The 12,986-nt window shown below is 39.0% G+C and carries 12 protein-coding genes; 7 read left to right on the top strand and 5 right to left on the bottom strand.

Annotated elements, in window-relative coordinates; all coding sequences use genetic code 11:
• The first annotated feature begins 297 nt into the window (after window positions 1-297).
• Together CUU64_RS14160 and CUU64_RS14155 are read left to right on the top strand one after the other, a co-directional pair.
• A complete protein-coding gene (locus CUU64_RS14160) occupies window positions 298-477 on the top strand; it encodes an SE1832 family protein (RefSeq protein WP_101634258.1) in 180 nt (59 codons plus the stop codon).
• 42 nt (window positions 478-519) lie between these two features.
• Complete coding sequence (locus CUU64_RS14155; protein ID WP_101634257.1) at window positions 520-1,008, top strand: GNAT family N-acetyltransferase; 489 nt, start codon at window positions 520-522, stop codon at window positions 1,006-1,008.
• Between the two features lie 120 nt (window positions 1,009-1,128).
• Here CUU64_RS14155 and CUU64_RS14150 read toward each other — a convergent pair whose 3' ends face one another.
• Window positions 1,129-1,398 carry an IDEAL domain-containing protein gene (locus tag CUU64_RS14150; RefSeq protein WP_101634256.1) on the bottom strand — a complete coding sequence of 90 codons (270 nt, stop codon included), beginning with the start codon at window positions 1,396-1,398 and terminating at the stop codon, window positions 1,129-1,131.
• Window positions 1,399-1,639: 241 nt separating this feature from the next.
• On the opposite strand from CUU64_RS14150, the gene cidR reads away from it, so the two are divergent.
• The 3 genes from cidR (at window position 1,640) to CUU64_RS14135 (ending at window position 3,643) form a co-directional block, all read left to right on the top strand.
• Window positions 1,640-2,536, top strand: a complete 897-nt coding sequence (gene cidR / locus CUU64_RS14145) for a cidABC operon transcriptional activator CidR (RefSeq protein WP_101634255.1) — start codon at window positions 1,640-1,642, stop codon at window positions 2,534-2,536.
• 200 nt (window positions 2,537-2,736) lie between these two features.
• Window positions 2,737-3,255 carry an acyl-CoA thioesterase gene (locus CUU64_RS14140; protein ID WP_101634254.1) on the top strand — a complete coding sequence of 173 codons (519 nt, stop codon included), beginning with the start codon at window positions 2,737-2,739 and terminating at the stop codon, window positions 3,253-3,255.
• Between the two features lie 16 nt (window positions 3,256-3,271).
• Window positions 3,272-3,643, top strand: a complete 372-nt coding sequence (locus CUU64_RS14135; RefSeq protein WP_101634253.1) for a hypothetical protein — start codon at window positions 3,272-3,274, stop codon at window positions 3,641-3,643.
• Between the two features lie 60 nt (window positions 3,644-3,703).
• On the opposite strand, the gene CUU64_RS14130 is transcribed toward CUU64_RS14135, so the two are convergent.
• Entirely contained in the window at window positions 3,704-5,392 is a 1,689-nt protein-coding gene (locus CUU64_RS14130; RefSeq protein WP_101634252.1) for a glycoside hydrolase family 13 protein, read from the bottom strand.
• A gap of 599 nt (window positions 5,393-5,991) precedes the next feature.
• Between CUU64_RS14130 and CUU64_RS14125 the strand changes: the two genes are divergently transcribed.
• A complete protein-coding gene (locus CUU64_RS14125; protein WP_101634251.1) occupies window positions 5,992-7,140 on the top strand; it encodes a CAP domain-containing protein in 1,149 nt (382 codons plus the stop codon).
• 54 nt (window positions 7,141-7,194) lie between these two features.
• Here CUU64_RS14125 and CUU64_RS14120 read toward each other — a convergent pair whose 3' ends face one another.
• The 3 genes from CUU64_RS14120 to CUU64_RS14110 form a co-directional block, all read right to left on the bottom strand.
• On the bottom strand, window positions 7,195-7,653 hold the full coding sequence (locus CUU64_RS14120; RefSeq protein ID WP_101634250.1) for a hypothetical protein: 459 nt from the start codon (window positions 7,651-7,653) through the stop codon (window positions 7,195-7,197).
• Between the two features lie 200 nt (window positions 7,654-7,853).
• Window positions 7,854-9,128: an MFS transporter gene (locus CUU64_RS14115; RefSeq protein WP_101634249.1), complete on the bottom strand. Its 1,275-nt coding sequence runs from the start codon at window positions 9,126-9,128 to the stop codon at window positions 7,854-7,856.
• An 86-nt stretch (window positions 9,129-9,214) separates the two neighbouring features.
• Window positions 9,215-10,273, bottom strand: a complete 1,059-nt coding sequence (locus tag CUU64_RS14110) for a sulfite oxidase (protein WP_101634248.1) — start codon at window positions 10,271-10,273, stop codon at window positions 9,215-9,217.
• 299 nt (window positions 10,274-10,572) lie between these two features.
• On the opposite strand from CUU64_RS14110, the gene CUU64_RS14105 reads away from it, so the two are divergent.
• Window positions 10,573-12,846 (top strand): hybrid sensor histidine kinase/response regulator, encoded by a 2,274-nt coding sequence (locus tag CUU64_RS14105; RefSeq protein ID WP_101634247.1) that lies wholly within the window; start codon window positions 10,573-10,575, stop codon window positions 12,844-12,846.
• The last annotated feature ends 140 nt before the right edge of the window (window positions 12,847-12,986 follow it).

Below are 12,986 nucleotides of genomic sequence, written 5' to 3'. Positions count from 1 at the left end.
CCTGTATCGGCGGATGCCAGTTTTTTGTGTGCTAGTTGATGTATTTTTTTATCATTTGTATTTCAGCGGAAAATCTGGGATTTAAGCGAAAAAATCCTTTTTCAAGCGAAGATTTGTTTATTTAAGCGAAACCAAAAATAGAATGAATCAAATGAAAGATTTGATCAACCAGTCCATAGCTTTTTTGGGAGAAAAGTATCCTAATAACTAATACTGAAATCTTAAATTTTACATTCATAATATTTTTGTAGTAGAATGATTCATTTTTATGGTGTAATGAATAATGAGGTGAAAAACATGAACAAAGCTGAGGTAGAGTACAAAATACAAGATTTAAAAGCGGATTATGTACGTTTGCAGAGTGATTTAGAAAGAATGGAATCAGTAGGTGGTAATATATCCCCTCTGCTTAAGCAGCTTAATGAGATAGAGTTGGAGTTAAAGAAGCTCAATGCACAACTAGAAGAGTTAAAATAGCAAGATTAGGCAAAGGTTTGTTTTTTTAGAGGGGGGTACAAGATGTTACATATTCGCGAAGCCGTTATAGAGGACCTTCCAGCAATGCTTGAAATCTATAACTATGCGATCCATAACCTGACAGCAACTTTTGATTTAGATGAACAGAGCCTGGAGCAGCGAAAGGCCTGGTTTGAGAAGTATGGCGGAAACTACCCGCTGATTGTCGCAGAAATAGACGGTGAAGTGGCAGGCTACTGCAGCATATCGCCATACAATCCGAAAGCAGCGTACGCCGGTACTGTTGAGTTGTCGGTTTATCTTACAGAGAAACATCAAGGTAAAGGGGCAGGCACTGCTCTAGTGACAGAAATTCTCAGAAGGGCCCGAGAGCTCAAATATCATACTGTAATAAGCTTGATTACCGTTGGGAATGAAACCAGCATTAAACTGCATGAAAAATTCGGATTTCAGTTTGCAGGTTGCATCAAAGAGGTTGGCTTTAAGTTTGGTGAATGGCAAGATGTCGTTTATTATCAATTGATGCTGTAAAAGAAGAAGTCTCTACCAAAAATAAGATTGTCCAGAGTACTCAGCCATCCATTAATTGACCATGTATCTCTGGACAAGTTTTTAGTAAAGCATTAGTCCCCATGTGATCTTTTCCTCTTTTTATAGAACTCGTTCCCATCCTTTAGATGTCAAAGCAATAAATCTTTCTTTATCCCTTTCATCAAGTGCCTTGTCAATTTCCATGTATCGTTTATTTTGAAGATATTGCTGCTGCACTTTCTGGATGATTCGATTGGCCCCTGCTGTATATTCTGTATGTTCGTTAGCGAGGATTTTTTTGGTTTTTAAGTCTTCCGTATCCTTTAATTCAGATGTTGACTTAATATACTGGTCCTTTAAAAACTTTCTCGATTTGTATTCTGGATTCATATCTTTTCCCTGCTTTCTTTGATTTTGATTTTATTTATTATCTACTTACCCCTTTTTACAAAAAGATAACAAAACATTTCAAATTTCATTTTCTAAAAAGTGGAAAACACACAATACTTACTTTATTAATACTTATTAAGATTTTTACAAATAAAGATTTTGTTATGGTACATGTCCAATCGTTATGCTAATAATAAGAAATACAGTGACCCAGAATTCTAATTAAGCAGGTGGAAAGGCATTGGATATCAAGCATTTACAATATTTTATTGAAGTAACGAAATTTAATAGCTTTTCGCGCGCTGCCGAACATTTATATATCACCCAGCCAACCATTAGCAAAATGATTAAAAACCTTGAGACAGAGCTTGGAGTTTCGCTTTTTGATCGGTCTGGGAAAAAATTGGTTCTGACAGATGCAGGCCGAATCATTTTGGAGCAGGCAAAGTTGATTGATAAAGCTTTCAATAACCTGGAAAATGAGCTCGACAGCCTTCTAGGGTTAAAGAAAGGGCATATTCGTATTGGATTGCCTCCAATATTCGATGCGCGATCCTTTCTTAAAATTGTCGGTTCCTTTCATGAAAAGTATCCAGGTATTACTTTTGAAATAATCGAGCACGGTTCGAAAAAAGTAGAAGAATATGTCGGGAATAATCTCCTGGATTTAGGTGTTATTGTTCTTCCTACCAACAATGAGGTGTTTAACCATTTTTCGTTTATGGAAGAAGATTTCAATCTGATCCTGCATCCATCCCATCAATTTGCCAACCGTACCGAAGTGAATTTAGAGGATTTGGCAGACGAATCGTTTATCTTGTTTAATAAAGATTTTGTTTTGCACGATAGAATCATTGATTCTTGTAAACGCGCAGGCTTTGATCCTCATATTATTTCTGAGACCTCCCAATGGTCATTTATTACCGATATGGTTGCGGCAAAGCTTGGTGTATCTCTTTTACCGGAAAGCATTTGCCATCATTTGTCGGATGAAGTCAAATCTGTCAGGATCAAAAATCCTTCCATCAGCTGGAACCTTGCCATTATATGGGGTAAAGATCTATACCTCTCCTATGCTGCAAGGGAATGGCTCCAGTTCACTAAAGAAAAACTGAGTAATGAACACTTTAATACGTAATGTTTTTTGCAGACGGTCCTTCTTTACGGGGACCGTCTTTTTTACCGGAATGGTCCTATAGCCAATTGGAAACCTTTACATAGATATTGTCTATGGAACATATGATTTTTATCCATTTTACTGACAGAATCCTTGGTCGTACACTAGATATAGAGTTTTCATTATATACATCATGATATTCACATAAAGGGGAGCTCGAAATGGAAGCTAAGAAAACTAAAGACAGCCGCATTGTTAATACTGCTCAAGTATTATCTGTGGATTTGAATAACTATAATACTCTCTTTGGTGGAGTTTTAATGAAGAAGCTTGATGACGCCGCTACTCTATCAGCAAGAAGACATTCCCGCGTTAAGGAATGTGTAACGGCTTCCACTGACTCAATAGATTTTTTATGTCCAATACATCAAAGTGATTCCGTGTGTGTGGAATCATTTGTAACATATACAGGAAGAACATCAATGGAAATTTTTTGTAAAGTAATTGCGGAAGATATTTTAACGGGAGATCGCAGAATTGCCGCAACGGCATTTCTAACCTTTGTAGCACTTGGGGAGGATAAACGCCCAGTTGAAGTTCCTGCAGTGATCCCGGAAACGGAGGAAGAAAAGTTCCTCTATGAGACAGGGAAAGAAAGAGCAGAAATGCGGAGATTCAGGAGAGAGAAGAGTAAGGAATTAGCCCGCTATATTACTCTGGAAAAACCTTGGGATAAATAAAAAAGGAGGAAAAAAGATGATTACGATAACCAGTCATGACGAGTTAAAAGAAACCAAGCAAGCTATTGATAATCTTAAGAATTCCTATCCCGGCCTTTTTGAAAAATTGGTGGACGTAGTTAACCTCACACGTGCGTTGCAATTCAAGTATCAATATATGGGGTGCTTAATAATGGATGAAGACCCAAGCCATTGTGCCCCGAATTTTGTCCAAGGCTCTGTGCTTCGCTTATATAAAAAAGAAGTTCAAAAGTTAAAGGAAGATATGGATGCCTCTGTTTTGAAGGAAACATTGAATAACTTTAGAGAAACCGGATATGCAAATATAAGCCTATTAATCCTTGGAATGACACCGGAATCCCTCGTAGGCGCTAGTATCATACAATAAAGATAGGGGTCAGTCCCCCATCGCGTTAATACTTTAACGCGTCGGGGGACTGACCCCGTTTTATTTTATTAAACGATAAACCCTTGCTTCGTAAGGTTTTAATGTAATGTGTTCAATGGGATCATTGACACTGGTCTCGTTATAGTTTGATATGAGCAATTCTTTTGTAGAGAATTCAACGCCGTCAGGTAACGTAAATACTGGAGAATCTGAGCTGAAGTTACAGATGACCAATAGTTTTTCATCTCCGAGTGTCCTTGTGTAAGCATAAATCTGTTCATCATCTTCCAGTAATAAATCGTAGGTTCCATAGACAATGATTTCATTTTGCTTTCTAAGCTGAATTAGATTTTTGTAATAATGGAATATGGAATTTTCATCATGTAGCACAGCTGCAGCATTGATATCATTAAAATTCGGGTTAACGTTGATCCAAGGAGTACCTGTGGTAAATCCGGCATTGCTGCTTGCGTCCCATTGTACCGGGGTCCGGGCATTATCACGGCCTCGTTCATGTATTCCCTTGAAGATTTCTTCGTGAGTCAATGATCCGCCAGTTAAATCACGGTACGCATTTAACGTTTCAATGTCGCGGTAGTCGTCAATACTTGGAAATTTCACATTTGTCATTCCGATTTCTTCCCCTTGGTAAATATAAGGAGAGCCCTGCATCATATGCAGACAGGTTGCAATCATTTTTCCAGAAACTACCCTGTATTCCTCCGAGTCATTTCCCCAGCGCGAAATTGCCCTTGGCTGGTCATGGTTGCTCCAATACAGACTGTTCCATCCATCATGTTCCAATCCTTTTTGCCATTTTGTGAAGATTCTCTTTAAATCTGTGAGCTTCCAGGGGTTTGGATCCCACTTGCCAAATTTTCCATCACCTAGACCAACATGTTCAAAGTGGAACACCATATTTAATTCGTTTCTGTTTTCCCCAGTGTATAGCCTGCCTTGTTCGATGTTTACACCAGGCATTTCTCCGACAGTAATGGTGTCATATTTGCTCAGGGCTTCTTTATGCATTTCTTGTAAAAATTCATGGATCCGTGGCCCGTTTATAAAATACTGGCCGCCATCCCCATACTTCATTCCTTCCCGGATCTCTCCCTGTGGGTAGTTGGTATCTTTTGAAAGGAAGTTCACGACATCCATTCGGAACCCGTCAATCCCTTTATCAAGCCAGAAACGCATCATGTCGTATACTTCTGCGCGAAGTTTTGGATTCTCCCAATTTAGGTCGGGTTGCTTTTTACTGAATAAATGCAAGTAATATTCACCTGTTTGTTCATCATATTCCCAAACACTACCGCCAAATGCAGCCCCCCAATTGGTTGGAGGTTCCCCATTGACGCCTTTTTTCCAGATATAGTAGTCTCGGTACGGATTATCCTTGGACTTTCGGGATTCCTGGAACCAAGCATGCTCATCACTCGAGTGGTTGACAACCAGATCCATCATGATTTTGATCCCGTCGTTATGGGCTTCAATAAGCATGTTGTCGAAATCTTCCATCGTCCCGAATTCGTCCATGATATCCCTATAATCAGAAATATCATAGCCATTGTCATCATTCGGGGATTTGTATACAGGGGACAGCCAAATGACATCGATCCCTAATTCCTTGAGATAAGGGAGCTTTTCTCTTATTCCATTCAAGTCGCCAATTCCATCACCGTTAGAATCTTTGAAACTTCTAGGGTAAATTTGATAAATGACGCATTCTTTCCACCAGGTTCTGGTCATCCCTCTCACTCCGATCGTATGGTATAGTACAATTTATTCCAGGTGCCACTGGAAAGGCAATTGTTTCAGATAATTTCTCTTGTACATTTTATAAACAATCTTTTCCTATCCTTGCTTTTTAAATCGACCCCTTCATAACCCCTCTGATGATTCATTTCTGGATGAAATATAGGCAATGTTCATCGGAGCAAGAGCCATTATATAAGAGGCGAACCGCACTTGTTTGATTAACCAATGGAAGCATAAGAATTGGAAACGGCATAAACACTACTAATTTCGCAAATTACGTAAATGCGCACATAAAAAATGTTGTCACTTTCCTTTATACCCGCATTCTTTCAACAATACCATCCGTTATAAACCGGCCTTCTACCATCTAATCATTTTCCAGGATTTGAAACAGCATTCTCGCTGCCATCTCTCCCATCTCCTCTGATGGCTGGGCTAGAGCAGTCAGGTGGGAATATCTTTTTCTATCGATTCACAAATTTTTTTTACAAAAATGGAAGGTAAAAGCGGGAACATACAGCAGCTTAGAGAAGACATATACTTTTTATATTCCCCCAATTTTGGGTAGAATATGAGTAGAAACGGAGGAGATGAGCCTGAGGCGGTTATTTCTTTTACTATTATTATCGTTTGTCATTTATGTTTCCTGGTCTGAATTTGGAAAACCAGCCAATAACACGGACCTTCAACAATCTATAGAAAATATAGAATCTAAGATTACATCCGTTACCCAAAGCCAGGAATTCGAGGACGCAGTTCATACATTGCGAGATGGTTTCGTTCAGCTTGTGGGACAAATAGATAGTGCGATTGAACAACTTCCTAAGGAGGAACAGGAAGTTGAGTCGCAAAGACTTGAAAGGCCAAACCTTGCCACACCGACAGAAGATGTGTTCACAGTGTACAATATAGGGCTTGGTGACACAAAGGCTGAGGTAGAAAAGAAAACCGGTGCCCCTAAACGTTCATCCGTTAATGAGTACGGAGTCAGGTGGAGTACTTATCACAAAAACTACCAGCACTTCTTCATGGTTGCTTATGATAAGAATAATAAAGTAGCAGGGTTGTATACAAACCAGGACCTCATCGCATCCACGAAAGGAATCAAAAGAGGCACGCCTAAAGAAACAGTTCTTTCACAGCTAGGCGAACCTTTGGCGAAAATCCGCAAGGGTATGGCCTACTATCAATTTGAAGAAGACAGGGATTATGATGTATTTCGAATCGATGGTACTTATACCACCATTTTTTATGATAAGCACCAAAAGAACACAGTAACCTCCATTCAAATGATTAGCGAGGATCTCGAGAATAACAAGAGGGACTTTTATTCACCGGGCAGCCCAGCCCTCATGGAAGGGTTTGAATATCAATTATTCGACTTAACAAACGCTACAAGAGTTAACCATAATCTTAGCATTCTCAATTGGGATTCCCATGTAAGAGAAACAGCGCGCAAGCACAGTGCCGATATGGCAAAAAACCAGTATTTTAGCCATACCAATCTTGAAGGAGAATCTCCATTTGACCGCATGGAGGACGATGGGGTAAGGTTTATGACTGCCGGTGAAAACCTTGCAACCGGCCAATTTAGTTCGGTCTTTGCCCACGAAGGCTTGATGAACTCCATGGGGCATAGAAAAAATATCCTGCAAAAAGACTTTGAACTGTTGGGAGTCGGGGTCGCCTTCGATTCCAACTCCCGCCCTTATTATACAGAAAATTTTTATGCGAAATAATAGAGTCTATGCTGTGTTCATATTGGACACAGCATTTTTATTCTCATTTCCCGTTTATTTAGGATATTCTCTAAACGAATAACAAAACAGTTTCCGTTCCACTCTGCCTTTTTCTCCGATCAGCTTGTACCAGCTTTGGCCGACATAAAAGGAATTCGAAATCATCTTGTCTATAAAATAGAAAATACGTGCATCCGTCTCCCCATCCTCAAATTTTGATTTACAGGACAGGGCCAAAATAAAATAAGGCTTCGTATCGCCAAGTTCCAGCAATTGGAGATGGTATGCTTTTTTTTGTCTTTGATTGAACTCTTCCAATACGGTTTCAATACTTTTTTCTATGTCTATTTCGTGTTTTGTAGCCTCTCTCCAGCTTGAGATCAGGGAATCATAAAGTGATATTGTAAGAATATAATATGAGGCATAATCCTTTGGATTATATTCTTCTTTACTAACTTCTTCTTCAGGCAGTACAATAAACTTCTTATAGTCAGCAAAAAAATTCCCGTCCATACTATATTCCTTTCTTTTACAAATTTGACTATTTTATAAGCCATTAGGTTTATAGCCCTTCTAGTACTTTAGCAAGATATGTATAGTTAAAATATAGTGAATTTTACGGAAAATAAAAAGGACCTTTTACACTACTTTCCGTATATTCATTTAGAAAGAAAGCTGTGTGGATTCTATATCCTGCACAGCTTTTTGTTTAATTATAGCGCTTGTTCTTTTGGCAGTTCACCTGCAATTCCTGGATTTTTTTTAATCCCTAAAACAAACGCGCCACCGAGCAAGCAAAAAACGCCTGCTAATATAAAAGCCAGCTGGTATGAATTCCAAATCGTATAAATGAGCCCGCCACCAAACGCTGCCACTCCTGCCCCGGCCTGGTGGGCTGCAAAAATCCATCCATAGACAATGCCGCTTTTTTCTATTCCAAACGCCTGAGTGGCGAGATTGATTGTCGGGGGTACTGTTGCAATCCAGTCCAAACCGAAAAAAATGGCAAATACGATTAAAAAGAAAGTTGAGTTTTCAGCCAGGGCAAATGGAAGCAATAGCAGGGAAAGTCCCCGAAACCCATAGTACCCAAACAATAGCCAGCGATTGTCGTATCTGTCCGACAACCACCCTGACAACGTTGTCCCAATTAAATCAAAAATCCCCATAAAAGCAATTAACCCGGCTGCGGTCACTTCAGGAATCCCGAAGCTGATACAAAAAGGGATAAAATGCGTGCCAATCAAGCCGCTCGTCGACAACCCGCAAATAAAAAAACTACCTGCAAGGAGCCAAAACTGCTTTACCTTTACAGCCTCTTTCAGGACTGTAAACGCGTTATGGATAGGGTTCTTCTTTTGGAAAGCTGCTGCTTCCGTTTCAGCCGACATCTGGCCATAACGCGTAAGCCCTATCTCTTTTGGATGGTTTTTCATAAATACCAATATCAATGGTATCATAACAATGCTTAGAGCAAGGATTAGCCCCATTGCCCATCGCCAGGAAGATTTCTCAATGATCGACGCAAGAACAGGCAGAAATATCAACTGGCCGGTAGCCGTACTTGCCGTGAGAATGCCTATTACCAAGCCCCTTCTTTTTTCGAACCAGCGATTAGCCACATAAGTGCTAAGGACGGTTAAAAATACGCTGGAACCCAAACCGAAAATAATGCCCCAAATCAGGATCAATTGCCAGGAATATTCCATAAAAAAGGTAAATCCGATACCGAGCATCAGCACCGACATGGCAAGCAGCATCATTTTTTTAACTCCTACGTTTTCAAACATTGCAGCTATAAAGGGACCGGAAAAACCGTAGATCACTAGACTTATAGCGAATGATAAGGAAATAAACGCCCGGTCCCAACCGAATTCCTCTTCAAACGGTACAAGAAATACACCTGAAGAAGAACGGATAATTCCGGCGACAATAATTGAAAAAAAGGTTATCCCAAGGATAACCCACCCATAGTGAATCCTTGTCAACGTAAGCTTCCACCTTTACTGATAATGCTTTTATTATAACCTGAATAAGGAGTGAGGGGGATATTTTTTGAAAATATTTAAAATATTCACTCTACCTTCATTTTTATCATATCCACTGCATTATATCCGTAGCCTTTTCTGTTCCAATACGAGGTGACCGGCTGTGTTCGTCCGGATGTATCCGTGGCCCTAGATGAGATGGTATATTCACCTTTTTCCTGTACTTCCCACAGGTATTTCCAGCGTACCCAAGCATATTGTTCACCAGATTCCACTATAGCTGGGGTCCATGTCTTTCCCCGATTAAAGCTGATTTCAACCTTTCTGATCCTGCCTTGTCCTGTGAGGGCAATGCCCCTTATAAGATGCTTACCGGTGTTTAAAATCTCCATATTTAATGGCTGTTGAATTGTCGAATTTACATTTAACGATGTTACAGGGAATTTGCCAGTATCCTCTTCCTTCTTAGGATAGTAGACATAATCAATTGCCTGGAACGGGCCTGTAAATTGCTTATCAATTACCGTAATTGATTTGACCCATTTCACAGACGCCATTGCATACCACTGGGGGACAATTAGCCTGAAAGGAAAACCATGCTTAAAAGGAATCGGTTTATCGTTATATTCATAAGCAACCAGTGTATCAGTATGCAAGGCTTTTTCCAGAGGCAGGCTTCTGGCGAAAGGAATAATTTGATCTAGACCCTTCCGTTTTCCATAATCGTGTGCTTCAAACACGACTTCCTTTGCCCCTGTTATGAGACCAGTGTATTCAAGCAAAACTCCTAATGGTACACCTCTCCAGTACCCCTGGCTAATGGCACCTTTTTCCCATTGCTCCCCATATACTTTTGGTTCAAACAGATTTCTTTTATCTCCTGCACATTCTAGGACTACCTTTAGCCGATTAGACGGTAAACTGCGAATTTGTTCAAGCGAGATGCTCGTTGGTTTTTCTACAAGCCCTGCGATTGTTAAAGATGTCGATATAAGTTCCGGGTATGGAAAATGATTTCGCCTATAGAAATAGTCATGGGGATATGTTGTTGCATTGATAAAATGTACTGGGGATTCTTGATTCTCCGGACTTAACTTTCGGGTGGTGAGATAGGGCCTAGCCTTTAAGAATCGATTATGTTCCATAGTGTCCTCCGTAATATGATATCGGTGTATTAATCTTTATGAAACGCAAGGTAATTTCACGACCCGTTTTTCATAATGGAATGACGTGAGCCGATAATACATAGAAGATATTTATTTTGATTAAATTTGTATGGTTTGAAAGTATTTTGCTTACGGGAAATTCCAATAACATCTATACCAATTTCAAAATAATACCAAATAAACTCATTTATGTATTTGTTTATAATGAAAGAGTTAGAGTTGTCATTCGCTTCTGTTAAGTACATTTTACTTTTTAGATATATTGTGAGGAGATAAAGATGCCTTATTCCCATTACATTTCGCAATTAGACCTAAGCAATACAGGAATGATTTTTAAAGTAAAAAAACTCGGTAATTCTTTCATACATACCATGTGTGAAGGTGAATTACTTTATAGGTTGGGACTGACGCCCAATGATGTCATCGGACGAGAAATTTACGACTTTTATCCAGAAGATATCGCTAAAGCTAAAACAGAGTTTTTCGAGAAAGCATGGAAAGGTGAATTCCTGCAATATGAAACCTTTATCTATGGGGTTTATTATTTAACCACCCTTAGACCTTTAATAGAAAATGGAGAAGTAGTGGAGGTTATTGCAACATCCATCAATATATCGGACCAAAAAGTTCAACAGGAGGAGATTAGGCATAGGGAATTAATGTACCGTTCAGTAGTAACAAATATGACAGAAGCAATCTTGATCGTAGATAAGAGTGGGAAAATCACTACGTTAAACGATAATGTAGAAAAATTAACCGGGCTTACAACAGGTTTTTACGATGAAGCCTCTGCTGCCCAATATGGGATAGAGTTCTTTAATGAAGATGGCTCTACATTGGATTATGCAAACTGGCCCGGGTTCGTAACCATCAAAACCGGAAAAACGGTACTGGGCGTAATAGCCTCCATACAGCGGAACGGGAAACTGAGATGGTTCAGATTAAATTCAAATCCTTTAAATTTATCTGGGGAAACGAAAGCTCTAGTATCATTCTTCGAAATCACCATTGAGAAGGAACAAGAAATGGAATTGAGAGAATCTTATGCTTTTCAAAAGACACTTCTTGATAATTTGGAAAGTGGTGTCGTTGCCACTGACCATGAGGGAAGGGTAACCTTAGTTAACAAAAAGATCCATAAAATGCTTGAACTGGAGGAAGAAATAGACTTTTATATCGGTAAACATGCCAGACAATTTTATGACTTGTGGAAAGAAAAAACAAACACTACCAAAATTGAACTGGATAGCCTTACGGTTGAAGAAAGAGTAAAAATTACAAAAGAAATGGAGACCAAGAACGGGTACACTTTCGAATCCAGCTATATACCATTTAATATGCAGGACAAATTTAGCGGCAATATATTTGAATTCACCGATATAACAGAACGAAAGAAAATGGAAAAGGCCCTTACCAGAGCTAAGGAAGAAGCAGAAAGAGCAAACACGGCAAAGTCTGATTTCCTGGCTAAAATGAGTCACGAACTGCGTACTCCGCTGAATGGTGTACTTGGATTTGCACAATTACTGGAAATGGATGAATCCTTAACCGATGAACAATTGGATTTTATACAAGAAATAATAAATGGAGGTAAACACCTATTACATCTCATTGATGAGGTTCTTGATTTATCCAGAATTGATTCAGGAAAATTAAAGCTAAAATCAGAAGTTATAAATTTCAATAGTGTTCTTACTGAAAGCATAAAAAGTATTCAACCACAGGCGATGAGTAAAAATATTACAATAAATAAACAGGTTGATGATGAAAACAAGATCTTTGTATACGCAGATCCGCTTCGTTTGAAGCAGGTATTATTGAACCTTCTCACAAATGCTATCAAATACAACCGGGTCAATGGTGAAGTGGCAATAACAATTCAAACATTATCCAACAAGCTTATTGTTCATATAACGGACAATGGCATTGGTATTCCTCAAGATGAATATAACAATATATTTTTACCGTTTCATAGAATTGACGGAACGGCAGAACAAGGAGCTGGAATTGGGCTTTCCCTGGTGAAGCAATTCATAAAGTTAATGGGTGGTGAAGTCGGTGTATCAAGCGTTGTCGGAAAAGGTAGTGATTTCTGGTTTGAATTAGGCATCGAAATACCACTTGGAGTACATCACGAAAAGCTCATGTTGGAACATACACATTCTCAACCAAGTAGCACTGCACGTAAACGAGTTTTATATATTGAGGATAATGAATCAAACATTCACCTACTGGACCGCGTGTTAGCATCAGACCCTGCTTTTTCATTAATAGTGGGCCGTTCTGGTATTGAAGGTTTAAGATTAGCAAACGAACAACATGTAGATATTATCTTACTAGATCTAAACCTTCCAGATATGAATGGCGAAGAAGTTTTTGATTCTCTGAAGAAAAGTAAAAACATCGCAGGTGTACCCATCATTGCTTTAAGTGCAAATGCCATGCCAGATGATATTAAGAAAACAATCGACAAGGGTTTTACAGATTACGTAACAAAGCCTATTGATATTCAAATTTTGCTGAGCATTTTAAATAAAACGTTACAAAGTTAAATAAGGCAGTTCTGCAAGGATCTGAGATTCAGGTCCTTATTTTTGTTCTCCTAAGAATTTGTACGACAGTTTGCGGCACTTACAATTGACTATAAAGAACAAGCTAATGAGGAATGTATCAATGCGTCAAAGAATATATC

This window comes from Bacillus sp. V5-8f (assembly GCF_002863565.1).
GTDB lineage: Bacteria > Bacillota > Bacilli > Bacillales > DSM-1321 > Peribacillus.
The sequence above is the reverse complement of the archived record's forward strand: the minus strand, read 5'-3'. Positions and strand labels throughout refer to the sequence as shown.

Bases quoted from the DNA above. Each gene is read 5' to 3' on its own strand.
- CUU64_RS14120 (WP_101634250.1), bottom strand. From the start codon at position 7,653: ATGGACGGGAATTTTTTTGCTGACTATAAGAAGTTTATTGTACTGCCT.
- CUU64_RS14140 (WP_101634254.1), top strand. From the start codon at position 2,737: ATGGAAGCTAAGAAAACTAAAGACAGCCGCATTGTTAATACTGCTCAA.
- CUU64_RS14155 (WP_101634257.1), top strand. From the start codon at position 520: ATGTTACATATTCGCGAAGCCGTTATAGAGGACCTTCCAGCAATGCTT.
- CUU64_RS14110 (WP_101634248.1), bottom strand. From the start codon at position 10,273: ATGGAACATAATCGATTCTTAAAGGCTAGGCCCTATCTCACCACCCGA.
- CUU64_RS14125 (WP_101634251.1), top strand. From the start codon at position 5,992: ATGAGCCTGAGGCGGTTATTTCTTTTACTATTATTATCGTTTGTCATT.
- CUU64_RS14105 (WP_101634247.1), top strand. From the start codon at position 10,573: ATGCCTTATTCCCATTACATTTCGCAATTAGACCTAAGCAATACAGGA.
- CUU64_RS14160 (WP_101634258.1), top strand. From the start codon at position 298: ATGAACAAAGCTGAGGTAGAGTACAAAATACAAGATTTAAAAGCGGAT.
- CUU64_RS14135 (WP_101634253.1), top strand. From the start codon at position 3,272: ATGATTACGATAACCAGTCATGACGAGTTAAAAGAAACCAAGCAAGCT.
- CUU64_RS14150 (WP_101634256.1), bottom strand. From the start codon at position 1,398: ATGAATCCAGAATACAAATCGAGAAAGTTTTTAAAGGACCAGTATATT.
- CUU64_RS14130 (WP_101634252.1), bottom strand. From the start codon at position 5,392: ATGACCAGAACCTGGTGGAAAGAATGCGTCATTTATCAAATTTACCCT.